Source organism: Bradyrhizobium sp. BRP19, assembly GCF_020194195.1.
Taxonomy (GTDB): domain Bacteria; phylum Pseudomonadota; class Alphaproteobacteria; order Rhizobiales; family Xanthobacteraceae; genus Bradyrhizobium; species Bradyrhizobium yuanmingense.
In genome coordinates, this window is sequence record NZ_JADYVZ010000004.1 from 346,189 (window position 1) to 370,170 (window position 23,982).

Below are 23,982 nucleotides of genomic sequence, written 5' to 3' on the forward strand. Positions count from 1 at the left end.
AAACGAGGATGGCTCTGACGAGGCTCAAGGAAGGTGGCAACGCCTATAGCGCCGAGATGGATGCGCATGAGCGCGCCTCGCGCGGCGAGATCATGGCGCTGCAGAAGCAGCGGTTGGCGTGGTCGCTGAAGCACGCCTACGACAACGTCGCGCATTACCGCAAGGCTTTCGACAAAGCGGGCGTGCATCCGTCCGACTTTCGCGATCTCTCTGATCTTGCCAAATTTCCGTTCACGGTGAAGACGGACCTGCGCGACAATTATCCCTTCGACATGTTCGCCGTGCCGCGCGAAAAGCTCGTGCGGGTGCATGCTTCATCCGGAACGACCGGAAAGCCGATCGTGGTCGGCTATACGCAGCGCGATATCGACACTTGGTCCGAGGTGATGGCCCGCTCGATCCGCGCCGCCGGCGGCCGCACCGGCATGATCATCCACAATGCCTATGGTTATGGCCTCTTCACCGGCGGTCTCGGCGTGCACTACGGCGCCGAGAAGCTCGGCTGCACCGTGGTGCCGATCTCCGGCGGCATGACCGAGCGGCAGGTGCAGCTCATCAACGATTTCCGCCCCGACATCATCACGGTAACGCCGAGCTACATGCTGGCGATCCTCGATGAGTTCAAGCGCCAGAAGCTGGATCCGCGCCAGTGTTCGCTCAAGATCGGCATCTTCGGCGCGGAGCCCTGGACCAATGCAATGCGCGCCGAGATCGAGGACGCTTTCGACATGGACGGGACCGACATCTATGGCCTGTCCGAGGTGATCGGCCCGGGCGTCGCTCAGGAATGCATCGAGACCAAGGACGGCCTGCACATCTGGGAGGATCATTTCTACCCGGAAGTGATCGACCCCGAGACCGGCGCGGTGCTGCCTGACGGCGAGAAGGGCGAGCTGGTCTTCACGTCGCTCACCAAGGAAGCCTTTCCGGTGATCCGCTATCGAACCCGCGACCTGACGCGGCTGCTGCCGGGAACGGCACGGCCGGGCATGCGGCGGATGGAGAAGGTGACCGGGCGCTCGGACGACATGATCATCCTGCGCGGCGTCAATCTGTTCCCGACCCAGATCGAGGAGGTGCTGCTCGCGACCGACTGGTGCGGCGGCCATTTCATGCTCGAGCTCACCCGGGAAGGCCGCATGGACGAGCTCACCATCATCGCCGAGGCGCGGCCCGAGAGCTGGGACGGCCGCGGCCTCGTCGACCATGCGGATCGAATTTCGACCCACATCAAGAATACGATCGGCGTCAGCTCCAGGGTGCAGGTAGTTGCGCCGGCCACGCTGGAGCGCTCGCTCGGCAAGGCCAAGCGGCTCTTCGACAAGCGGCCAAAGGACTGACCGGACGGATTGACTCGACCGGCGCCAGAGGCGACAAGGCCCGCGAGAAATCGCGGGTCTTTTCATGTCAGCCGATGCCAAAACCGTCGAAGCGCGCTGTGTGCGCCTCAGCGCCAAAGCTGAAAATGCCGCTGCGCTTGCGCCGACAATTGAGCGGCAGATGCTTGCGCGCGGGCCGAACGATCTTCTGATCGAGGTGAAGGCTGCCGCGGTCAATCCCTCCGACGTCAAGGCTGCGACCGGGCTGATGCCCTATGCCGTGTTCCCCCGGACCCCCGGCCGCGACTATGCCGGCGTGGTGATTGACGGGCCCGCCGCCACCATTGGGAACGAAGTGTTCGGCTCGTCCGGGGACCTCGGCATTCGTCGTGACGGCACTCATGCGAGCCATCTCGTGGTCGAAGCCGATGCGGTCGTGGAGAAGCCGAAGACTGTGTCCTGGGAGGAGGCCGCCGGCATCGGCGTGCCCTTCGTGACCGCGATGGAAGGCTTTCGCAGGGCGGGCGTGCCGAAGCGCGGCGAGACCGTTCTGGTTTTCGGGGTGAATGGCAAGGTCGGTCAGGCCGCGGTGCAGATCGCGACCTGGCAGGGCGCGCGCGTGATCGGTGTGGTGCGCAGGGCGGAAGCCTATGAAGGCCACACCAACGCGCCCATCGAGGTGATCGACGCCTCCGCCACCGAAATCGCCGCGCGCGTGCACGAATTGACCGGCGGCAAGGGCGCCGACGTCGTCTTCAACACGGTCGGCGATCCCTATTTCCAGGCCGCGCACAAATCGCTCGCGCTTCGCGGCCGCCAAATCCTGATCGCCGCGATCGACCGCATCGTGCAGTTCAACATCCTCGAATTCTATCGGGGCCAGCACACTTATGTCGGCATCGACACGCTGGGTCTATCCTCGGCCGCGACGGGCGCGGTGCTGCGCGACATCGGGCCGGGTTTTGCCAGCGGCCATCTGAAGCCGTTTCCGATCAGGGCGAATGCGATCTATCCGCTGGAGCGCGCGAAGGAAGCGTATGTTGCGGTCGCCGGCTCGTCACGTGACCGGGTGATCCTGAAGCCGTAACCATGGAATCCACGCAACTCGTTATCCTGGCAGGCCTGGCCATCGGTCTCGTCTACGGTGCCGTTGGCCTGCTCAGCGGTTTCTGCCTGATGAGCAGCATGCGCGGGTTTCTGGCGGAGGGCGACGGGCGGCTGGTGCGGACCTACGCGCTCGCAATCGCTGTTGCGATCGCCGCGAGCCAGTTCCTCGCCGGCAGCGGCACGGTCGATCTCGGCAAGTCGATCTATCTGCAGCAATCGTTTTCGCCGGCGGTGCTGTTCCTCGGCGGCCTGCTGTTCGGCTACGGCATGGTGCTTTCGAACGGCTGCGGCTCGCGGGCGCTGGTGCTGCTCGGCCGCGGCAATCTCCGCTCCTTCGTGGTCGTGATCGTGCTCGCGATTGCCGCGCAGATGACGCTGAAGGGCCTCATCGCACCGGCGCGCATTGCGCTGGTCCAGGCAACGCAAGCCACGGCTCCTGCCAATTCGCTGCCGTCGTTGCTGGCGACGCTCGGCTTCACGGAATCGCTTTCACGCGCGCTCGCCGCGGCCGCGACAACCGTCGCGCTGAGCCTGTTCGCTTTCGCGCATCCTGCGTTCCGTCGCTCGCCCGGTCAGGTCGTGGCGGGCATCATTGTGGGCCTCCTCGTCGCCGGGGGCTGGCTGGCCACCGGCTATCTCGGTGCCGACGACTTCAATCCGGTCCCCGTGACCTCCCTTACGTTCGTCGCGCCGATCGCCGATAGCCTGCAATATGCCATGCTCTCGACTGGACTGACGCTCAACTTCGGCATCGCGACGGTGGCCGGCGTCTTCGCCGGCAGTCTGGTGACGGCACTCGCAACTGGCCGCTTCAAGCTCGAAGGCTATTCCTCGCCGCGCCACATGCTCCGCTCAGGGACCGGTGCCGCGCTGATGGGGATCGGCGGCGTGATGGCGTTCGGCTGCTCGATCGGGCAGGGGCTCACCGGCGTGTCTACGCTCGCGCTGGGATCGTTCGTCGCGGCTGCCGGCATCCTGCTCGGCACCGCGGCGGGCCTGCGCGGGGTTCTGCGGGTTCAGCCTCTCGCGGTGGCCTGACTGCGCAACAACCGATCGCCCAGCGTCGCAAGGCCGATGCCGGAGACGATCAGCGCGGCCGCGACGGCAAGGCTCGCGTCGATGGGTTCACCCAGAAGGATCGCAGCGCTGGCGATGCCGACCAGCGGTGTCCCGGTGGTGCCGAGCGACGTCGTCAGGGCTGAGATGCTCTTGTTGACCATCGACATCGCCCAATAAGCCAGGACCGTTCCGACCAGGCCCGAATAGAGAAACAACAATACGAGCCTCCACGACCACTCCACATGCGGGAGGCCATCCACAGCTGTCGCGCCGACCGACAGCACGATCGTTGCCACGAGCACCTGCCAAAGCAAAAGCTGAAGCGGAGATCCGATCCAGCGATGCGCGCGGATATAGATGATGTTCGCAGCCCAAGAGATCGCGGCCAGGATGACCATGCCGGCGCCGAGCAGCACGTTTGGGTTGGTCCAGTCGATCGAGGATGGATTCAGGATGACGGCAAGGCCGATCAGCCCGAGCAGAGCGCCGGCGAGCTTCGGCGCCGTCAGCGTGTCCTTGCCGAAAAGGGGCGCGGCGAGTGCGACCCAGAGCGGCGTGGTGTAGCCGAGCACGATGCCCTTGCTTGCGGGCAGGAAGCGAAGGCCGCTGGCAACCAGGATCGAGAACAGCGTCATATGCAGCAGCGCCACGCTCAGGATCACGGGAAAGTCGCGTCGCTCCGGGATCACGAGATTGTTGCTCAGTCCGAGCAGCACGAACAATCCAGCCAGCGCGATCCAACTCCGGATTGCCGCGCTCCACAACGGCGGGACGAACTGCACGAGCTGCTTGGTCACCGACCAATTCACGCCCCAGGCCAGCACCACGATGAGGAACAGGCCGATGGCCGCACGGGGTGACAGGGTGTTCATGTCGCAGGTCCTTGAAGCAGTCCGAGCCGCCGGATAGCATCCCGACTGGCATTTGAAAAAGTGCCAGATTGGAGAAGAAGAGAGTGCCAGTATCCGACACGACGATCTCCGCGTTGATCGAGCTGAAGCGGACCGATGGCGAGGGGCTGGTGGCGCAACTGACGAGCCAGCTGCGAGGCCTGATCGCGACCGGCCGCCTCGGCAAAGGCTGCGTTCTGCCGTCGAGCCGACGGCTTGCGAGCGATCTCGGCGTCTCGCGCAACACCGTCACATACGCGTTCGAGCAGCTCGCGGCCGAGGGATATGTCGCGGCGTCTCATGGCCGCCGTCCCGTGGTCATGATCGACGGCCACGAACGCATCGAACGGGGCGCCGTCGCAGCGGGCGAATGCGTCGGCAAACTGCAGCTCTCGCCTTGGGCTACGAAGCTCCAGCAGGCCGACTGGCCGATGTCTTATCGAGGGGAGCTCAAACCGCTGCGCCCGGGGCTGGGCGATTTCAGGGAGTTTCCGAACGAGGTCTGGGCACGGTGCCTGCGCCGCAGCGCCGTGCATGCAGGCAGGCGCGAGCTGGGACCGGTCAACCGGCTGCGCCTGCGGGAGGCGCTGACGCATTATCTGGCGACGAACCGGGACGTCCGCGCCACGGCGGAGCAGATCATGATCCTGCCGAGCGCGCAGGCCGCGCTGACCTTGATTGCTGCCACACTCATTTCACCGGGCGATCATGTATGGGTTGAAGACCCCGGCTATCCCGGCGCGGCGGCTGCCTTTCACGCATCCGGCGCGCGCCTGACCGGCATCAGGCTGGATGAACAGGGCATGCAGCGAATGCCAGGCCTTGGAGCTCCCGGGCTGATCTTCATGACGCCGTCGCATCAGCACCCAACCGGCCGGTTGATGTCGCTGGCCCGTCGAACCGAGTTTCTCGCGGCAAGCCGGCCCGGCAGGACCTGGATCGTCGAGGACGATTACGACGGCGAATTCCACTACGACAGCCGGCCGGTGCCGGCCTTGCAGGGGTTAGATGCCCATGGCCGTGTGTTCTATGTCGGCACATTCTCGAAGGCGATGAGGTCGGACATCCGGCTCGGCTATCTGGTAGCGCCGGCGGCGCTGGTCAGCACCTTGGAGATCGCGCAGCAGCACATGGGACTGATCGCCGCCAGCCACATTCAGGAGGCGCTGGCCGAATTCATCGCCGATGGGCACTTCCTCGCGCATCTGCGCCGCATGCGCCGGCTCTATCACGCGCGCCGCGATCATCTTGTCGAGGAGCTGCAGCGGCATCTCGGTGGCATGCTCTTGGTCGAGGTGCCCCCCGGCGGTATCCAGCTCGTCGCCCGTCTCGAGCGCGGCCGCACTGATCGGGCGGCGGTGAAGCGGCTGGTCGAGGCGGGCGTCGAAACGCGCGCCTTGTCCAGCCTGGCGCTCGGCAAGCCGCGCGATCACGGCCTGCTGCTCGGCTTTGCGGCGTGGCGCGAAAACGAGATCAGCGCGGCCGTGCGCACGATGGCGTCGTGCTTCTAGTGGGGCATCGCTACTCCACCGCTTTCGTCACGATCCGGATCTCCGATGTCAGCGTCCGGTGCACCGGGCACTTGTCGGCGATCTCCATCAGCTTCTTGCGCTGCTCGGCATCGAGCGCGCCGTCGATCGCGATGTCGCGCTCGATCTGGTCGAGCATGCCCTCGCGGGTCTCGCACTCCGCACAATCCTTGGCGTAGATCTTGGAATGCTTCAGCGTCACCGTGACGCGGTCGAGCGGCAGCGACTTGCGGTCGGCATAGAGACGCATGGTCATTGAGGTGCAGGCACCTAAGCCGGCGAGCAGGAAATCGTACGGGCCGGGTCCGGCATCCGCGCCGCCAGCCGCGAGCGGCTCGTCCGCCACCAGATGATGCGGGCCGACGGTGATGGTCTGGTTGAACTTGCTCTTGCGGGTCTCCTGCACCACGACCTTGCGCGGCTCCTCCGGCAGATCCATCGCCTTCGCGGGCGTCGCTGCATCGACGTAACGGCTGGCCCAGGCCACGATCACGTCGGCGGCGTAGAGCGCGTCAGCAGGCTTGGTCAGAAGATGATCGGCATGGTCGAGCGAGACGAAGCTCTTGGGGTGTCTTGCCGCGACGAAGAGCTTCGTTGCGTTGTCGATGCCGACGGTGTCGTCGAGGGGCGAATGCATCACCAGCAGCGCCTTGTGCAGGCCGGTGACGTCCTTCATCAGCTCGTGCTCGGCGATATCGTCGATGAATTCGCGCTTGATCCGGAACGGGCGTCCCGCAAGCGAGACTTCGACCTCGCCTTGTGCGCGGATGTTGTCGAGATGCTCCCTGAACAGGCCGGTGACGTGGGCGGGATCCGAGGGCGCCGCGATGGTGGCCACCGCTCTCGCCTCGGGAATCCGTCCGGCAGCGGCGAGGATCGCGGCGCCACCCAGGCTATGGCCGATCAGGATCGAGGGCGCCTTGCGGGTCTCGCGCAGATGATCGGCCGCGCGCACGAGATCGGCAACGTTGGAGGAGAACGTCGAGTTGGCGAAATCACCGCCGCTGGAGCCGAGCCCGGTGAAGTCGAAGCGCAGCACCGCGATGCCCTTGGCGGCGAGCGCGACCGAGATGCGCTTGGCCGCCAGCGTGTCCTTGCCGCAGGTGAAGCAATGCGCGAACAGCGCGAAAGCCGCGGGCTCGCCGTCAGGCAGCTCCAGCGCGGCCGCGAGCTGATGGCCGCCTTCGCCGGTGAATTGAAAGCGTTCCGTCGGCATGGGCTTCCCCCCGTCTTGCTCGAACCTAATCGCCCGAATAGCGCTGCTCGGCCCAGGGATCACCGCGGTTATGATAGCCGCGGACTTCCCAGAAGCCCGGCGCGTCCTCGGTCAGGAATTCGATGGCCTGGAGCCATTTCGTGCTCTTCCAGAAATAGAGGTGCGGCACGACCAGCCGCACCGGGCCGCCATGCTCCTCCGTCAGCGGCTGGCCGGACCAGCTGTGGGCGAGCAGCGCGTCCTCGGCGGCAAAATCCTCCAGCGCGAGATTGGTGGTGTAACCGTCATAGGAATGCAGCACGACGAAGCGAGCATCCTCGCGCGGCTGGCAGGCCACCAGCAGCTCACGCGTGGCGAGCCCTTCCCATTCGTTGTCATAGCGCGACCAGGTCGTGACGCAATGGATGTCCGAGGTGAACCGGGACTGCTTCTGCGCGGCGAATTCGGCAAAGGTCCAGAAAACGGGGGTCTCGACCGCGCCATAGACGTCGAGCCGCCAGCGCTCGCGCGAGACCGGCGGCGTGACCCCGAGATCGAGTACCGGCCAGTCCTTGGTGAGGTGCTGCCCGGGCGGAAGCCTTTGATCCTCCGGGCGTGTCATCTTGCCGGTGAGAAAGCGGCCCTCGCGCGCCCACTTCTCCTTGGTGCGCGTCAGCTTGCTGTCGGATGGCGTCTCGTCGGTCATGGCCTGTGCTCGTGGCGATGCATGGCGGAGGCGTGCTTGGTGTCGCGCCCGCCATGAAAGGCCTGTCCGCTTCCTTTGGGAAGGCCTTACATCGCCTTTCCGAGCAAAAATGGCAACTGGCGGGGGCCGCGCACCGTTCCTTGCGACCAAGTCACAGTGCCTGCCGGATCGAGCCGGAAGTCGGGAATCCGCTTCAGCCATTCCTCCAGCGCCACCTGCATTTCCATGCGCGCGAGGTTGGAACCGACGCAGCGGTGGATGCCGAGGCCGAAGGCCGCGTGACGATTCTCGCGCCGGTCGATCACGACTTTGTCAGCGTCCGGAAACATCGTGGGGTCGCGGTTGGCTGCCGGGAACGACAGCAGCACCATGTTGCCCGGCTTGACCGGACAGCCGGACACCGTGGTCTCCTTGACCACCTCGCGCGCCATCGTCACCGGCGAATAGGCGCGCAGCAGCTCCTCCACGGCGGTTGGAATCAGTCCGGGCTCGGCGATTAGCCGCTCGCGGTCGGCCGGCGTCTTCGCAAGATGCCAGAGCGAGGAGCCGATCGCGCTCCAGGTGGTGTCGATGCCGGCGATCAGCAGCAGGCGCAGCGAGCCCATCACATGGGTGTCCTCGAGCGGATTGCCGTTCTTGTCCCTGGCGTTCATCAGGTAGGAGATCAGGTCGTCGGTGGGCTTGCTCTTGCGCGCTTCGATGTGGCCGCCGAAATAGGCCGTCATCTCCTGCACGGCCTGGAGCAGCTTGCTCTCGTCCTTGATGCCGAGCTCGAGGATCATGTGGATCCAATTGATGAAAAGGTCGCTGTCGCTCTCGGGAATTCCGAGCATGTGCGCGATCGCCCGAACCGGGATGTGCTTGGTGTAGCGCGCCGCAGCGTCCACCCTCTGCTCGGCGAGGAAGTCGTCGATCAGCTCGTTGCAGATGGCGCGGACGCGCGGCTCGAGCTTCTTCATCGCGTCCGGGGTGAACGGCGGCAGCAGCAATTGCTTGGCCGGCTTGTGCTCGGGCGGATCGGAGGTGATCGGCGGGGCTGCGTTCCTGCTGGTGATTTCCGGCCGTACGTCGCGGACGATGATGCGGCGGGAGGAGAAGTGCTCGGTGTCGTTGGCGATCTCGCGCACGGCCTCATAGGTCGTCGGCAAATAGCAGCCGAGGAAGCGTTTCGTGTGCACCACGGGGCTTACGGCTCGCAGCTCGTCCCAGATCGGGAACGGGTCCTCGGTCCATTGCGGATCGGTGTGGTCGAAATCATGAACCCAGTCGGTAACGGGCGGATGGGCGACAGGCTGGTCGACGTCGGACATGGCAGGGAATCCCTTGGCTCGTATTCGCTGAACGCAGCGGGGCGGCAACGGCCGCACTATTCCTCGATCACATCGATTGCGATTTCCGGGCAGTTGGATTTCGCAAGCCAGGCCTTGTCCTCGAGTCCCGGAGGGACGGTGCCGTCACCAGCTTCGTGCGCGTTGCCGTATTCGTCGAGCTCGAAAAGCTCCGGCGCGAGCGCCTTGCAGCGGGCATGGCCCTGGCATTTGTCGGGATCGACGTGAACCTTCAGTCGCTCTGCCATTCTCGGCTTCCTTGGTCGTGTGCGCGCGACGGCCCGAAGGCGGCGCGTTTCCTCATCTCGGTTCTATTTAAGTTATATACTATTACATTCGCGGCGGGCTTCCCTTGTCAAGCGGGAACTTGTAGGCTTCGCCCCGACATGCGTTCACGACCAGCCCGCAAGCCCGCGAAGACCTACCACCATGGCGATCTTCGCGATGCGTTGATCGAGGCCGCGCTGCAAGAGGCGGAGCGGGGCGGCGCGGAGGCGATCAGCATCAAGGCGCTTGCCAAGAAGCTCGGGGTCTCGCAGCCGGCGCCATACCGGCATTTTGCCGACCGCGAGGCGCTGCTCGCCGCCGTCACCGCGCAAGCATTCCGGCAGCTCTCGGCGCTCTTGCGTGATGCGATGGCAAAGCCGTCGCAGCAATCGAAGCTCTCGCGGCTCGCACAGGCGACGCTCGATTTCGGCTTGCGCCGGAATGGCATCTACCGCCTGATGTTCGCCTCGCGCACGGTGTCCTGCGCGGCCAAGGGCAGCGAGCTGCACGAGGCAACGCGGGAGACCTTTGCGCTCGTCATCGAAGCTCTGGAAGCGCCCGCCGTGGGCTATTTGCGCGAACGGCAGGCGCTCAAGATCTGGGCGGCGCTGCACGGCGTGGTGATGCTGGCCGAGCAGGGCCTGTTCACGGGCGAGGCGGCGCATGCCACGCGCGAGGAGCTGGTCGAGGATTTCGTCAACGAGACGAAGGCTGCGCTTGCGGTCGCGATCAAGGATGCGCGACGTCGGACCAAGGCCGGCGCTTAGAGCATGATCCGGAAAAGTGCATGGCGGTTTTCCGAAAAGATCATGCTCAAACAATAACCTAAAGCGCGATGACGATCCATCCTAATCGCATCGCGCTTTAGGCCTTCGCCTTCAGCAGCTTCATCAGCTTTTCGACCGCGCTGTCCGGCGTGGTCACGACGGGGCGGCCGGTGGCCTCCGCGACCAGCGGCGCCGTCGCGGCGATGCTGAATTGCGCCAGCGCGATGACGTCGCAATCGCGCAAGCTCCGTGAGGCCTCCGCGATCAGCCGGTCATGCGTGGCGCGGTCGCCGCGGTCGAGCGCGGCCAGCGCGCCGTCGGCGAGCTTCGGCACCACCTCGACGGAGGCGGGAAACTCGGGCGGCATCGACGCCAGCGTCGGCTGAAAGGTCGAGAGCAGGCCGATGCGCCGGCCGATGGTCACCGCCCTCTCGATCATGGCCTCGTTCGGCTTCAGCACCGGCATCGGCGCATGCGCGCGCGCGACGGCCTCGATGCACGGGCCGAAGGCGGAGCAGGTGAACAGGATTCCATCCGCTCCCGTCGCCGCTGCATAGTCGCCGAGCGCGAGGAACCGTTCCGTCATGGCATTGTTGAGTTGCCCGTCGCGGGCGAGATCCGCCGAGAGACTGTCGTCAAGCAGGTTCATCAGCCGCGCCTCGGGCCACGCCTGCGCAAACGCTGCCTCGATCGGGGCGATGGAATGCTTGAGGGCGTGGATAAGGGCGATGCGCATGGGGGGGCTCGATGCTTCTTCTCCCTCTCCCCGTTCTTACGGGGAGAGGGTCGGGGGTGAGGGGCTCTCTCGGCACAAAAAGGTGAGAGTTGGACGCGCGGAAACTCCCCCTCACCCGGATTGCTGCGCAATCCGACCTCTCCCCGCAAGCGGGGAGAGGTGAACTCCCTTACTTGAACGGAATGGCGTACATCAAGCCGCCTTTGCTCCAGAGGCCGTTGAGGCCGCGATCGAGCTTGAGCGGGCTGGCCTTGCCGACATTGCGCTCGAAAATCTCGCCGTAATTGCCGCCGGCCTTGATCGCCTTGACCAGCCATTTGTTGTCGAGCCCGAGCCGCGAGCCGAGGTCGCCGCTGGCCCCTAGCAGCCGCTGGATCGCAGGCGTTTGCGACTTCGTCATCTCCTCGACATTGGCTTGCGTGACGCCGAGCTCCTCGGCCTCGATCAGGCCGTAATGCAGCCAGGCGATGATGTCGCTCCAGACCTCGTCGCCATTGCGGGTGAAGGGTCCGAGCGGCTCCTTGCTGATGGTCTGCGGCAGCACAATGTAGTCGGCTGCGTTCGGCGCGGCCGTGGTCACCGCGCCGGCGAGGGCCGAAGCGTCCTGGGTCATCGCATCGCAGCGGCCGCCGAAGAAGGTCTGGTACATGGTGTCGACGCGCTCGAACACCAGCGGCTTCCAGTCGATGCCGTTGGCGCGGCCGTAATCGCCGAGCGTGACCTCGTGCGTGGTGCCCTGCGCGACGCAGACGGTGGCGCCCTTGAGGTCCTTCAGCTCCTTGACGCCGAGGTCCTTCTTCACGACAAAACCCTGGCCGTCGTAGAAGTTGATCGGACCCTGCCGCAGGCCCAGCGTCGCGCCGCGCAAATAGGTCTGCGTCGAGTTGCGATAGAGCACGTCGATCTCGCCCGATTGCAGAGCGGTGAAGCGGTTCTGAGCCGTCAGCGAGACGTAGCGCACCTTGGTAGGATCGCCGAGCACGCCGGCCGCCAGCGCGCGGCAATAATCGACGTCGAGACCCCTGTAATTGCCTTGCGAGTCCGGCGCCGAGAAGCCGGCAAAACCGGCACTGACGCCACACACCAGCGTGCCGCGGCTCTTCACCGTATCGAGCGTCGCCGCCGCTGCGATCACCGTCGATGCCGCGAGCAGGCCCGCTGCGATAACCACTTTCCTCATACTACTCTCCCCTCACTGATTGACACTACGCAACACGCTGTCGACGGCCGTGCCCAGCTTGTCGACGATCAGGTCGATTTCGTCCGCCGAGGCGATATAGGGCGGTGCCAGCAGCACGTGGTCGCCGCGCACGCCATCGACGGTACCACCGGTGGGATAGCAGCCGAGGCCACCGGCAAAGGCCTCCGCCTTGATCTTCTGGTGCAGCTTGAGGGCCGGATCGAACGAGGTGCGGGTAGCGCGATCGGCGACCAGCTCGATCGCCCAGAACAGGCCGCGGCCCCTGATGTCGCCGACATGGCGATGATTGCCGAAGCGTTCGGTCAGGCGCTGCTCGAGCTGCTTGCCGCGCTCCTTCACGCGGTCGAGCAGGCCATCCTCGCGGATCACATCCTGCACCGCGAGCGCCGCAGCGCAGGCGAGGGGATGCGCCAGATAAGTGTGGCCGTGCTGGAACGCGCCCGAGCCTGCGCGGATGGTGTCGATGATCTTGCCGCTTGCCAGCATCGCACCAATCGGCTGATAGCCGCCGCCGAGCCCCTTTGCGATCGCCTGGATGTCGGGGGCGACACCTTCTTGCTCCCACGCATGCATCGTGCCGGTGCGGCCCATGCCGCACATGACCTCGTCGAGAATGAGCAGCGCACCGTGACGGTCGCAGATCTCGCGCATCGCTTTGAAGTAGCCGTCCGGGGCGGTCACGGCGCCGGCGGTGGCGCCGACGACGGGCTCGGCGAGGAAGGCGGCGACGGTGTCGGGGCCGAGCCGCTGGAACTCGGCTTCGAGCTCGGCGGCGAGGCGCGCGACGAACCGCGCGTCCGACTCGCCCTCGCGCTTCTCGCGATAGGCGAACGCCGGCGTGACGTGGCTGAAAGCGGTCGAGAGCAGCGGCGCATAGGGAGCGCGACGCCAGGCATTGCCGCCGGCGGCGAGCGCGCCGAGCGTGTTGCCGTGATAGCTCTGCCGCCGCGCGATGAAGTGCTGCCGCTGCGGTTCGCCGCGCTCGATGAAATATTGCCGCGCCAGCTTGATGCTGGCTTCGATCGCCTCCGATCCGCCGCTGACGAAATAGGCGTAGGCGAGCCCGCCGGGCTCGTGTCCGACCAGTGTTTCAGCAAGTGCTTCCGCCGGCTCGGAGGAGAAGAAAGCCGTATGCGCATAGGCGAGGGTGGACGCCTGCTTGGCCATCGCCGCGATCACGCGCGGATGCTGGTGGCCGAGGCAGGAGACCGCCGCCCCGCCGGAGGCATCGATGATGCGACGTCCGTCCTCGGCGAAGAGATAAACGCCCTCGCCGCCGATCGCCTTTGGCGGGGTTTCGCGCAGCGAGCGATGCAGCACGCGGCTGGTGCGAGTGCTCATGGGTCAACCTTTCTCCGGGACGTAGGTGGAGGCAGCAGTGAGCCGCGCCTCGGTGTTTTCCAGCCGCTTCTTCGCGGCGGCGCCGCCGAGCGAGAATGTGACCGCCGCGAGCGACTGCGCGATCGCGATCGCGCCCGTGAGACTGGGGAAAAAGCCGGGCGAGGAGGCTGCCTCGAACAGCAGCACATGGTCGGCGCCTTCGGCCATCGGTGCCGACAGGCTGTCCGCAATCGCGATCAGCGTCGCGCCGCTGCGATGCGCGGCCTGCGAGACGCGGACGCTCGCATGCGTGTAAGGCAGGAAGCCGATGACGATGACGGCTTCGCTGGGCCGGAACGCGCCGAGATCGAGGTCGTCGGGCCCGGACGTGCCGACGAGCTGCACCTGTTCGGGCCGGAACAGGCGCAGCTCGTAGTTCAGGAGTTCCGCGACGCTGCGGCAGCTGCGATAGCCCGCGATCCAGATCCGCTTGGACTCGTGCAGCGCGCGCGCCGCTTCCGCGATCGGCTGTGCCGGGATGCGCGGAAGGCCGGCGGCCTCGGCCTCGAGCTTGTCGAGGATGAGCGTAACATCGGCGTTCGGCCCGTGACGGCGGCCTCTTGTGCGGCCGGAGAAGGGCGCGGTCTGGGACGGCCGCCGCGCCTCGGTCAGCGCCGCACGCAGCTCGTCCCATCCGGAATAGCCGATCGCTTTCGCAAGCCGCGTGAACGCGGCGGGATCGGCACCGGCTTCCGCTGCGAGATCGCGCATCGAGCGGGTGGTGGCATCGTAGTCGTTGGCGGCGACGAAACGGCCGACCTCCTGTAAGCGCAGGGGGAGCGACGGCAATGCGATGCGCAGTTCGCTCAAGGGCGAGGATTTCGCGGGCTCGGCCATGAAACATTTGTTGCATGAATCTGAGTTCGATGCAACAGTTGACGTGCGTCGCCGGAAACCGCTGCATTCGACGAAGGATTTTTGTGCTGTGACCGCCGATCATCCCAGGCCGCCGCCGCGCCGCCGCTTCGTGCTCGGCCGCAACCAATTGAAGGGCCTGTTCTGGCAGGTCCTGGTGGTCGGCATCGCGATCGCAGTGATCGCCTTCCTCTGGTCCAATACCGTCACCAATCTGTCGGCCCGCCGCATTACGACCGGCTTCGCTTTTCTCGGCCGTGAGGCCGGTATGCCGATTGCCGACAACCTGCTCGCCTACAATCCTGGGGATACCTACCTCTGGGCCTTCGTCGTCGGCGTCGCCAACACCTTGCGCGTCGCCGTGATCGGTATCGTGCTCGCGACGATCCTCGGCACCCTGATCGGGATCTCGCGGCTGTCGGCCAATTGGTTGCTGTCGCGGCTTGCCGCGGTCTATGTTGAAACGCTCCGCGACATCCCGCTGCTGCTCCAGCTGCTGTTCTGGTACGTGCTGATGCAGGCGCTGCCGGCTGCACGTGCCGCCTGGCGGCCCGTCGAGGGCATATTCCTGTCCAATCGCGGCCTGATCCTGCCTGCGATCCCGTTCGGTCCGCCGCAACTCACGGTGCTCGGCACCGCGGTGCTGGGCTGTGCGGTGTTCTTCCTCTTCCGTCGCTGGTTGGTCGCACAGCAGATGCGCGACGGCAAGCCGCGGCCGGCCTGGCCGTCTGCGCTCGGCCTCATCGTCGTGGTGCCGGCGGCGGTCTCGCTGGTGCTCGGCGCGTCCTGGACGGTCGAGTGGCCGCAGCTGCGCGGCTTCAATTTCGTCGGCGGGCTGACGCTCGCGCCGGAATACTTCGCGCTGCTGATCGCACTGGTGACCTACACCTCCGCCTTCATCGCCGAGATCGTGCGCAGCGGCATCCAGTCGGTGCCACGCGGGCAATGGGATGCCGCCAACGCACTCGGCCTGCGTCGCAGCTTCATGCTGCGGCAGATCATCCTGCCGCAGGCGCTGCGCGTCATCGTGCCGCCGATGACGAGCCAGTATCTCAACCTGACCAAGAACTCCTCGCTCGCGGTCGCGATCGGCTACCAGGACGTGGTCTCGATCGCCAACACAACGCTGAATCAGACCGGACAGGCCATCGAAGCCATCGCGCTGATCATGGCGGTGTTCCTGACCATCAGCCTTTCGATCAGCTTCTTCATGAACTGGTACAATGCGCGCATCGCGCTGGTGGAGCGCTGATCATGACCGCGATCACGGACATCCCCGATGCACCCCGGGCCGCTCGCCGACCGCAGCTGGGCAATCCGGTGCTGCACTGGCTGCGCAAGAACCTGTTCTCCTCGATCCCGAATGGGATCATCAGCATCCTGCTGCTGGTGCTGCTCGCCAAGGGCATTTTCAGCTTCGTGCAATGGGGCATCGCCAATGCGGTCTGGCTGACGCCCACCAACGATTCCAGCGCCTGTCGCGCCGCGCGTGGCCTCGGCGCCTGCTGGGCCATTGTCCCCGAGAAGTATCGCTTCATCCTGTTCGGCACCTATCCGTTCGACGAGCGGTGGCGGCCGGCACTGTCGGTTGTGCTGTTCATCGCACTGTACTACCTCTCGACCCGCCGCGCGCTGTGGCGGCGCGAGCTGGTCTATCTCTGGATCGGTGCACTGGCGCTGATCAGCGTGCTGATGTGGGGCGGCGTGCTTGGCCTGTCCTTCGTCTCGCAGGACCGCTGGGGCGGCTTGCCCGTGACGCTGATCCTGGCGACGTTCGGCCTCGCTGTCGGCTTTCCGCTCGGTATCCTGGTCGCGCTCGGGCGGCGCTCGAAGCTGCCGGCGATCCGCTCGCTCAGCGTGCTCTATGTCGAGCTGATCCGCGGCGTGCCGCTGGTGAGCCTGCTGTTCATGGCGAGCGTGATGTTTCCGCTATTCATGCCGGCCGGATTCAACATCGACAAGCTGCTGCGCGCACAGATCGCGATCATCCTGTTCGCCGGTGCTTACCTCGCCGAAGTGATCCGCGGCGGGCTTCAGGCCGTGCCGCGCGGGCAATATGAAGCCGCCGACGCGCTCGGCCTGTCGTACTGGCGCAAGCACCGGCTGATCATCCTGCCGCAGGCTATCCGCCACGTCATCCCGCCGCTGGTCAACACCTTCATCGCCTTTTTCAAGGACACCAGCCTGGTGCTGATCATCGGCATCTTCGACCTGCTGACGACGGCGAAGACCGCGATCATCGATCCCGCCTGGCAGCAGTTTTCGGTCGAGGTCTACATCTTCGTGGCCGCGATCTACTTCGTCTTCTGTTTCGCGATGTCACGCTACAGCCGGAGCCTGGAGGCGCCGACAACGCCGAAGTGACGGTTTCTCGTTTGGTGCCGCTTGTTTGCGCTTGCGCCGATTTCTGATCTTGATCTCTAATACCAGAGGTTGCTCCTGCGGTCGATCTGGCGAGGCTGTCATGCGCGTGGCCGTTTTGCGGCAATTCACCGCCGCCCAGATTTGCGTCCTGATCTTCACAACCGCTCTCGGCGTGTCATCGTGCGCCGCGGAGGGGTTGCGGCGCTATCGCGCGCCGATCGGTGAGAGTTCGATTTCGGGAATTTCGTCGGGCGCGTTCATGGCCGTTCAGTTCGGCACGGCATGGTCGTCGGTGATCAAGGGCGTCGGTGTGGTCGCGGGCGGCCCTTATTGGTGCGCAAAGGCGGACGCGTTCGACGCCGTCACCTGGTACTGGGGGCCGATCCGGCGGGCCACGGGTGCATGCATGAAAGGGCCGGCGTCGGATCTGAATCCGAAGGATTTTACGGCAAAGGCCGACGCGAAGGCCGCAGCGGGCGAGATCGACCCTCTCAGCAATGTAGGCAGGCAGAAGATCTATCTCTTTCACGGCTACAATGACGCGATCGTCGACAAGGCCGCGACCGATGCGGCCGCCGATTTCTATCGCCATTATCTGGGGGATGCTAATCGCGGCAACTTGTTCTATCAGGCCACGCTCGGCGCGGGCCACTCGTTCGTCGTGGCGAAACAGGGCGCACCCGGGCTCAACGACTGCAAGGCCAACACGGCGCCCTATATCGACCAATGCGGCTATGACCAGGCCGGCGTCATACTGCAGCATATTTACGGCCGCCTGAATCCGCCCAATGCCGCGCAGCTTGCAGGTTCGGTGAAGAGCTTTGATCAATCGATCTATACCACGCCGCATCTGCCCGATGCGCTGAGCATGGGCGATACCGGCTATGTGTTTGTACCCAGGGATTGCGAGCAGGGCAGTCCGTGTCGAGTCCACGTCGCGCTCCACGGATGCAAGCAGGACGTCGCCGATATCGGACGCAAATTCGTGGATGAGGCCGGCTACAATGAGTGGGCGGACACGAACCGCATGATCATTCTCTATCCGCAGACCAAGACCAGCCCATACTGGCCAAGCAATCCGCAGGCCTGTTGGGATTGGTGGAGTTACGTCAACCATCAGGATAGCTACGTGACGAAGTCCGGATCGCAAATCAAGGCGATCAAGGCGATGCTGGATGCGCTCACGGCCGCTGCGGCGGCGCCCGCCGGCGCGACCGCGCCCTCGCTATCGGCGCCGCAGTCGCTCACGGTGATCGATACGTCGGATAGCGGCGCTGACCTGGCCTGGTCTCCAGGAGACGACGGAACAACCTACCGGGTTTCGCGTGCGGGACCCGATGGTGCGTTCCAATCGGTTGGCGACGTGACAGGCGCGAGCTTTGGGGATTCCGGTCTGACGCCGCAAACAACATATCGATGGCGTGTCTCGGTCATTCTGAACGGGGCGGTGGGCCCGAGCTCCGAGGAGGCGACCGGCACCACGCGATCGACGCCTCCTCGCTGCGCTAATCCCGGCTCCTGCCCGATCGCCAAATAGCGAACCGAGCAACCGCCCCAGCCTGGAAGCGGCCAGCGGGAGGTGAGGTCTCGTGTCCCGGCTCTGCGACGCAGCGCTGGCGCGCTGCCCCTTGTCCGTGACACGAGAGTGAGGCTAGTCCTTCACCTTCGGATCGATCGGCGTCGTACCGCGCAGGCCCAGAATATCCTCCAGCACCTTCGCTCCGGCGATCACCTGCGCGTCGGCGCGCGGCGCGCCGACCACCTGCACGCCGACCGGCAGGCCCGAGGCCGTGAAGCCGCAGGGCAGGGAGAGAGACGGGCAGCAGGCCAGCGTGATGGCGTAGACGATGCCGAGCCACTCGACGTAGTTTTCGAACCTCTTGCCGGCGCATTCGGCGACATAGCGATGCTCGATCGGGAAGGGTGGAACGATCGTGGTCGGCGTCAGCAATAGATCGTAGCTCTTGAAGAACTCGACTGCCCGCGCCGTCATGCCGACGCGCTGCGCCTCGGCGCGCGCAAGCTGCTCCACTGTGAGCTTCAGACCCTCCTCGATGTTCCAGATCACCTCGGGCTTGAGCAGGTCGCGCTTGGTGCGCAACAGATTGGCCTTGGTGATCGCAAAGTCGAAGGCGCGCAGCACGTGGAAGCATTCATGCGCCTCGCGCCAGTCCGGATGCGCCTCCTCGACGATGGCGCCGGCTTCGGCGAAACGTTCGGCGGCCTTTCGTGTGATCGCCTTCACTTCGGGATCGACCGGGGTGATGCCGAGATCGGGCGAATAGGCGATGCGCCTCGGCCGCTTGCCCGCCTGGGCCGCCGACAGGAACGAGGTTGCGGGAGCCGGCAGCGACAGCGGATCGTCGGCATAGTCGCCGCTCATGGCATCCAGCAGCAGCGCGAGATCCTCGACGTTGCGCGCCATCGGGCCGACCACGCCGAGATTGCGATCGATGCCGGACTTTGGGGTATGCGCGACGCGGCCGATGCTCGGCCGCATGCCGACGACGCCGCAGAAGGCCGCGGGGCTGCGCAAGGATCCGCCCATGTCGGAGCCCTGGGCGAGCCAGGCCATGCCGGTCGCCAGCGCCACCGCCGCGCCGCCGGAGGAGCCTGCGGCCGATTTCGTCGTGTCCCAGGGATTGAGCGTCGCGCCGAACACCTCGTTGAAAGTGTTGCCGCCGGCTCCGAATTCCGGCGTGTTCGACTTGGCGTAGACGACCGCGCCGTTGGCCTCGAGGTTCTCGACCATGAGGTCGGATTTCGCGGGGATGTTGTCCTTGAAGATCGGCGAGCCCTGCGTGTTCAACACGCCCGCAACGTCGGTCAGATCCTTGATTGGCACCGGCAGCCCGGCGAGCAGCCCGCGCGCGCCGGCCGGCTTCTGCATCAGTGTCTTCGCACTCTCCCGCGCGCGATCGAAGCACAGCGTCGGCAGCGCGTTGACCTTGCCGTCGACCTCCTTGATGCGCTTCTCCAGCACGTCCAAGAGCTCGAGCGGCGAGACGTCGCCGGAGCGCAGCTTGTCGACGACGGTGCAGGCGGTTTCGCGGATCAGATCCTGGGACACTAATTTACTCCTGTGCTTATTCGAGGCTCGTCATTGCGAGGAGCGAAACGACGAGCAATCCATACTGGTTGCTGCAGAGGCATTCCTGGATTGCTTCGCTGCGCTCGCAATGACGAGAATAGAGTTAACCCCATCCGGCGCTGATGCCGCCGTCGACGGTGTAGATCACGCCCGACGTATAGCCGGCGCGATCCGACGCCAGGAACGCCATGAGGTCGCCGATCTCGCGCGCATGCGCGGGACGGCCGAGCGGCAGGCTCTTCTGGAATTCCTTGTAGCGGCTCTCGTCGCCGAACTGGTGCTTGGCCCGCGTCTTGAGCAGGGTGACGTGGCGGTCGGTGCCGACGGGGCCGGGATTGATGCCGACCACGCGGATGTTGTCGCCCAGGCTCTTGCCGCCGAGCGCCCGTGTGAACGCCATCAGCGCGGCATTGCCGGCGCTGCCGCAGATGTAGTTGGCGTCGAACTTCTCGCCGGCCGCGCCGATGTCGTTGACGATGACGCCGCCGCCCCTGGCTTTCATCTGGGCGTAGATGTAGCGAGTCAGGTTGATATAGCCGAACACCTTCAATTCCCAGGCGTGCCGCCAGGTCGCCTCATTGATCTTGTCGATCGAGCCGCCGGGAATGTCGCCGGCATTGTTGACGAGGACGTCGATGTCGGCGGCTTCCTTCGCCAGCCGGGCCACGTCGTCCTCCTTGCGCAGATCGACGATGCTCGTTGTGGCGTCGATCTGGTGCGCGGCGCGCAAGCGGTCGGCCAGCGCCTTGAGCTGATCGCCGCTACGCGCCGCGAGGAGGAGATGCGCGCCTTCCTCGGCGAAGGCCTCGGCGGCGGCTGCGCCAATGCCCTTGGACGCGCCGGTGATCAGGACGCGCTTGCCGCGCAGATGCAGATCCATGGGGTACTCGTTCGTGGGAACAGGATCAAATCAGTAGGCGCTTGGCCGCGCCATGGTCAACATTGCAGTGCAGCGTTGCACTGCCGCCGCGTTTGGTCCATTGCAGTGCAGTCAGAAGGCGGCGACTGCCGGACCAACCAAGGACGTTCTCGATGAGCAAGAAACAATACCGGATCGCGGTCATTCCCGGCGATGGCATCGGCAAGGAGGTGATGCCGGAGGGCCTGCGCGTTTTGGAGGCGGCGGCGAAGAAGCACAACGTCTCGCTGCATTTCGACCATTTCGACTTCTCGTCTTACGACTATTACGAGAAGCACGGCCAGATGATGCCCGACGACTGGAAGGAGAAGATCGGCGAGCACGATGCGATCTATTTCGGTGCGGTCGGCTGGCCGGCCAAGATCCCGGACCACGTCTCGCTGTGGGGCTCGCTGATCAAGTTCCGCCGCGAGTTCGACCAGTACGTCAACCTGCGCCCGGTGCGGCTGATGCCCGGCGTGCCGTCGCCGCTGGCGGGGCGCAAGCCCGGCGACATCGATTTCTGGGTGGTGCGCGAGAACACCGAAGGCGAATATTCCTCGGTCGGCGGCCGCATGTTCCCGGACACCGACCGCGAGTTCGTGACGCAGCAGACGGTGATGACCCGTACCGGCGTCGACCGCATCCTGAAATTCGCCTTCGAGCTCGCGCAGTCGCGGCCCAAGAAGCACCTGACCTCGGCGACCAAGTCCAACGGCATCTCGATCACCATGCCCTATTGGGACGAGCGCGTGGAGGCGATGGCCAAGAAGTTTCCAGGCGTGAAGTGGGACAAGTACCACATCGACATTCTCACCGCGAACTTCGTGCTGCATCCGGACTGGTTCGACGTCGTGGTCGGCTCCAACCTGTTCGGCGACATCCTCTCCGATCTCGGCCCGGCCTGCACCGGCACCATCGGCATCGCTCCGTCCGGCAACATCAACCCGAAGGGCGATTTCCCATCCGTGTTCGAACCGGTGCACGGCTCGGCGCCCGACATCGCAGGCCAGGGCATCGCCAACCCGATCGGCATGATCTGGTCCGGCGCGATGATGTTCGAGCATCTCGGGGAGAAGGAAGCCGGCAAGTCGATCGTCGAGGCGATCGAGCGCACGCTCGCCGAACGCACGCTGCGCACCAAGGATCTCGGCGGCAATGCCGACACGACGGCGTGCGGCAAGGCGGTTGCGGATATGGTGGATTAGTTCGCCGCTTCACCCTCTCCCCTTGTGGGAGAGGGTGGCTTCGATGCGAAGCATTGAAGACGGGTGAGGGGTCTGTTTCCGCAGAGGCAGACCTATCAGCCGTAAAATTGTTCGCCGAGAGAACCCCTCATCCGGCGCTTCGCGCCACCTTCTCCCACAAGGGGAGAAGGGAACGGCAGCAGTGCTTTGGCCTACGACTACACATACGACTTCCGCGACGGATGGAATATCGGCGGATAGTCGTTCTCGTCGAGCAGATCGAGAAACGGATCGAGCCCCCTGGACTTGATCAGCCCGAGCTCCTGATGCGAGATCAGGTTCACGGTCAGGATCTCCACCGGATCGCCCGCAATCTCCAGCGCCTCGGCGATCTCCTTGTCGGGGCCGATGATCGGTGTGAGCAACAGGAACGTCTGGAAGTCCGTTCCTGCAACCGGCGGCCACGGAAGCGCGACGCGATGGCCGAAGCCGAACCAGGTCGTGTCGATGAACGGCAGATTGGCCAGCCAGCGCAGATTGGCGCAAACGTCCTGCGTCGGCTCGCGGACGTACCACATCAGCTCGGCCCGGGGCTTCGCGTCGCCGGGGACGCCGTGCATCCGTTGCTCGCTCATCCCGTTGGTGAGAAGGACATAGCCTTCGTCGGAGCCCTCCTGGCAGACCGGGACGAAATCGCGGCCGAAGGCGTGGATGTCGATGCGGCGCTCTGCGTTATCAGTGAATGTGCGCTCGGGCTCGCCAAGCTCGCTCTCGTAGATGGCGAGCCGTTGCCGGTAGAGATCGGACCCGGGCGACGGAAGGTTTGAGCCGGACACGAATTTTGCGAGACGGGAGAGCATGCGAACCTCGGGCGGATGCAATCGGATATCCGCATTGTCGCAAGGTCATGCGGGGCGGTTCAAACCCGTGCCGTGCGCACGTCGACATTTCGCCGCCGTCCAGTCTCTCTTGCGCGATTGGTCATGAGGCGCGAGGCGACGCCGAGGAGCGCGCCTCGCTCCGATCAGCTCGCGATCTTCTCGATCGCCGTCTGTTCCAGCCCGAACTTCTTCCCGGCATCCAGGATCTCCTGCCAGGTGGTTGGGTCGACCGGGATGCCCTCGGCGAGACGTTTCTTCTTGATCTCGCGCTCCGGCTCGCCCGCGATTCTGACCTTGTCGACGCCGGGGGCAGGCGGCGAGCCGGTGTGCCAGCTCACGAAGCTCTCAACTTCGCGTGCAAGGTTCTCGCCGGTGCCGAGCTTGCCCGGATCGATGACGATCGAGAGCATGCCGTTAAGGACGTTGTACTTGCCTTCGGACGAGCCCTTGACCACCTGGCCGCCGGAGAGCGCGCCGCCGAGGATCTCGCACACCAGCGCAAGGCCCGAGCCCTTGTGCTCGCCGAACGGGAGGATGGCACCGTAGGGCGGAATCACGGTGTAGCGCGGATTGATCGTGGGCTTGCCCTCGTGATCAATGATGGTGCCGACCTCGAGCTCGACGCCCTTGTTATGGGCAACACGGGTCTTGCCCTGCGCGATCCTGCTGGTGGCGAAGTCGAGCACGATCGGATCCTTGCCGGCGCGTGGGATGCCGACGCAGAACGGATTGGTGCCGTGGCGTGCGTCGCTGCCGCCCCAGGGCGCCACGATCGGGCGCGAGATCACGTTGACGAAGTGGATCGAGACCAGCCCGTGGTCGATGCACTGCTCGGCCCAGTGGCCGATGCGGCCGATGTGATGCGAATTTGAGAGGCCGACAAGGCAAACACCGTTCTTCTTTGCGCGCTCGGCCGCGAGCTCCATCGCTTCATGGCCGATCACCTGGCCGTAGCCGGTGAGGCCGTCGAGGGTGAGAAGCGGGCCGGTGTCGAGCACGATCTTGACGTGCGAATTCACGGCGAGGCCGCCATTGGTGACGCTCTGGACGTAGCGCGGAATCATGCCGACGCCGTGCGAGTCGTGTCCCTTCAGATTGGCTTCGACGAGATTGGTGGCCACGAGCTCGGCCTCGCGGTCCGAGGAGCCGCCGGCCCTGACGATGGCATGGATGGCCTTGGTGAGCGGCTCAGCCTTGATGATGCGATAGTCGGCCATTGTTG

The 23,982-nt window shown here is 65.2% G+C and carries 22 protein-coding genes; 9 read left to right on the forward strand and 13 right to left on the reverse strand.

The features are described 5' to 3' along the window. The first annotated feature begins 8 nt into the window (after window positions 1-8). The 3 genes from paaK to I6F36_RS16180 all read left to right on the forward strand — a co-directional run bounded on the left by paaK (window position 9) and on the right by I6F36_RS16180 (window position 3,464). Window positions 9-1,340, forward strand: a complete 1,332-nt coding sequence (gene paaK / locus I6F36_RS16170; protein WP_225171749.1) for a phenylacetate--CoA ligase PaaK — start codon at window positions 9-11, stop codon at window positions 1,338-1,340. 64 nt (window positions 1,341-1,404) lie between these two features. After that, window positions 1,405-2,406: a zinc-binding alcohol dehydrogenase family protein gene (locus I6F36_RS16175; protein ID WP_225171750.1), complete on the forward strand. Its 1,002-nt coding sequence runs from the start codon at window positions 1,405-1,407 to the stop codon at window positions 2,404-2,406. 2 nt (window positions 2,407-2,408) lie between these two features. Then, the gene (locus tag I6F36_RS16180; RefSeq protein ID WP_225143782.1) at window positions 2,409-3,464 is read left to right on the forward strand and encodes a YeeE/YedE family protein; all 1,056 of its coding nucleotides are present in this window, start codon (window positions 2,409-2,411) and stop codon (window positions 3,462-3,464) included. Here I6F36_RS16180 and I6F36_RS16185 read toward each other — a convergent pair. Further along, window positions 3,443-4,357 carry a DMT family transporter gene (locus tag I6F36_RS16185; protein ID WP_109144494.1) on the reverse strand — a complete coding sequence of 305 codons (915 nt, stop codon included), beginning with the start codon at window positions 4,355-4,357 and terminating at the stop codon, window positions 3,443-3,445. The two genes, I6F36_RS16180 and I6F36_RS16185, sit on opposite strands and share 22 nt — an antisense overlap. 83 nt (window positions 4,358-4,440) lie before the next feature. On the opposite strand from I6F36_RS16185, the gene I6F36_RS16190 reads away from it, so the two are divergent. Next, window positions 4,441-5,886: a PLP-dependent aminotransferase family protein gene (locus I6F36_RS16190; RefSeq protein ID WP_225171751.1), complete on the forward strand. Its 1,446-nt coding sequence runs from the start codon at window positions 4,441-4,443 to the stop codon at window positions 5,884-5,886. A gap of 10 nt (window positions 5,887-5,896) precedes the next feature. Here the strand turns inward: I6F36_RS16190 and I6F36_RS16195 are convergent, their stop codons facing one another. From I6F36_RS16195 to I6F36_RS16210, 4 genes are all read right to left on the reverse strand, one after another. Continuing rightward, window positions 5,897-7,120 carry a bifunctional alpha/beta hydrolase/OsmC family protein gene (locus tag I6F36_RS16195; RefSeq protein ID WP_225171752.1) on the reverse strand — a complete coding sequence of 408 codons (1,224 nt, stop codon included), beginning with the start codon at window positions 7,118-7,120 and terminating at the stop codon, window positions 5,897-5,899. A 25-nt stretch (window positions 7,121-7,145) separates the two neighbouring features. After that, entirely contained in the window at window positions 7,146-7,805 is a 660-nt protein-coding gene (locus I6F36_RS16200; RefSeq protein WP_036004844.1) for a sulfite oxidase-like oxidoreductase, read from the reverse strand. 86 nt (window positions 7,806-7,891) lie between these two features. Continuing rightward, complete coding sequence (locus tag I6F36_RS16205; RefSeq protein WP_225171753.1) at window positions 7,892-9,115, reverse strand: cytochrome P450; 1,224 nt, start codon at window positions 9,113-9,115, stop codon at window positions 7,892-7,894. A 56-nt stretch (window positions 9,116-9,171) separates the two neighbouring features. After that, on the reverse strand, window positions 9,172-9,381 hold the full coding sequence (locus I6F36_RS16210) for a ferredoxin (RefSeq protein ID WP_018648108.1): 210 nt from the start codon (window positions 9,379-9,381) through the stop codon (window positions 9,172-9,174). Window positions 9,382-9,519: 138 nt separating this feature from the next. Here I6F36_RS16210 and I6F36_RS16215 point away from each other — a divergent pair, with 138 nt between their 5' ends. Beyond that, complete coding sequence (locus I6F36_RS16215; RefSeq protein WP_036025733.1) at window positions 9,520-10,167, forward strand: TetR/AcrR family transcriptional regulator; 648 nt, start codon at window positions 9,520-9,522, stop codon at window positions 10,165-10,167. 97 nt (window positions 10,168-10,264) lie between these two features. On the opposite strand, the gene I6F36_RS16220 is transcribed toward I6F36_RS16215, so the two are convergent. From I6F36_RS16220 to I6F36_RS16235, 4 genes are all read right to left on the reverse strand, one after another. Beyond that, the gene (locus I6F36_RS16220) at window positions 10,265-10,903 is read right to left on the reverse strand and encodes an aspartate/glutamate racemase family protein (protein ID WP_109144491.1); all 639 of its coding nucleotides are present in this window, start codon (window positions 10,901-10,903) and stop codon (window positions 10,265-10,267) included. A gap of 169 nt (window positions 10,904-11,072) precedes the next feature. After that, on the reverse strand, window positions 11,073-12,083 hold the full coding sequence (locus tag I6F36_RS16225) for an amino acid ABC transporter substrate-binding protein (protein ID WP_225171754.1): 1,011 nt from the start codon (window positions 12,081-12,083) through the stop codon (window positions 11,073-11,075). Window positions 12,084-12,095: 12 nt separating this feature from the next. Beyond that, window positions 12,096-13,445 (reverse strand): aspartate aminotransferase family protein, encoded by a 1,350-nt coding sequence (locus tag I6F36_RS16230; RefSeq protein ID WP_225152697.1) that lies wholly within the window; start codon window positions 13,443-13,445, stop codon window positions 12,096-12,098. Window positions 13,446-13,448: 3 nt separating this feature from the next. After that, complete coding sequence (locus I6F36_RS16235; protein ID WP_074447505.1) at window positions 13,449-14,321, reverse strand: MurR/RpiR family transcriptional regulator; 873 nt, start codon at window positions 14,319-14,321, stop codon at window positions 13,449-13,451. A gap of 88 nt (window positions 14,322-14,409) precedes the next feature. Here I6F36_RS16235 and I6F36_RS16240 point away from each other — a divergent pair, with 88 nt between their 5' ends. From I6F36_RS16240 to I6F36_RS16250, 3 genes are all read left to right on the forward strand, one after another. Then, entirely contained in the window at window positions 14,410-15,591 is a 1,182-nt protein-coding gene (locus I6F36_RS16240) for an amino acid ABC transporter permease (protein ID WP_036004908.1), read from the forward strand. 2 nt (window positions 15,592-15,593) lie between these two features. Beyond that, complete coding sequence (locus I6F36_RS16245; RefSeq protein WP_225171755.1) at window positions 15,594-16,703, forward strand: amino acid ABC transporter permease; 1,110 nt, start codon at window positions 15,594-15,596, stop codon at window positions 16,701-16,703. A 100-nt stretch (window positions 16,704-16,803) separates the two neighbouring features. Continuing rightward, window positions 16,804-18,240, forward strand: coding sequence for a hypothetical protein (locus I6F36_RS16250; protein WP_225114870.1), 1,437 nt, complete (start codon window positions 16,804-16,806; stop codon window positions 18,238-18,240). A gap of 114 nt (window positions 18,241-18,354) precedes the next feature. Here I6F36_RS16250 and I6F36_RS16255 read toward each other — a convergent pair whose 3' ends face one another. Together I6F36_RS16255 and I6F36_RS16260 are read right to left on the reverse strand one after the other, a co-directional pair. Next, entirely contained in the window at window positions 18,355-19,773 is a 1,419-nt protein-coding gene (locus I6F36_RS16255) for an amidase family protein (RefSeq protein WP_225171756.1), read from the reverse strand. Window positions 19,774-19,897: 124 nt separating this feature from the next. Continuing rightward, window positions 19,898-20,674 (reverse strand): SDR family oxidoreductase, encoded by a 777-nt coding sequence (locus tag I6F36_RS16260; RefSeq protein ID WP_225139558.1) that lies wholly within the window; start codon window positions 20,672-20,674, stop codon window positions 19,898-19,900. 152 nt (window positions 20,675-20,826) lie between these two features. Here I6F36_RS16260 and I6F36_RS16265 point away from each other — a divergent pair, with 152 nt between their 5' ends. Beyond that, window positions 20,827-21,900 carry a tartrate dehydrogenase gene (locus I6F36_RS16265; protein ID WP_225171757.1) on the forward strand — a complete coding sequence of 358 codons (1,074 nt, stop codon included), beginning with the start codon at window positions 20,827-20,829 and terminating at the stop codon, window positions 21,898-21,900. Between the two features lie 197 nt (window positions 21,901-22,097). Here I6F36_RS16265 and I6F36_RS16270 read toward each other — a convergent pair whose 3' ends face one another. Both I6F36_RS16270 and I6F36_RS16275 read right to left on the reverse strand, forming a co-directional pair. After that, window positions 22,098-22,739, reverse strand: coding sequence for a suppressor of fused domain protein (locus tag I6F36_RS16270; protein ID WP_225171758.1), 642 nt, complete (start codon window positions 22,737-22,739; stop codon window positions 22,098-22,100). Between the two features lie 164 nt (window positions 22,740-22,903). After that, a complete protein-coding gene (locus I6F36_RS16275; RefSeq protein ID WP_225171759.1) occupies window positions 22,904-23,977 on the reverse strand; it encodes a malate/lactate/ureidoglycolate dehydrogenase in 1,074 nt (357 codons plus the stop codon). Window positions 23,978-23,982: the final 5 nt, after the last annotated feature.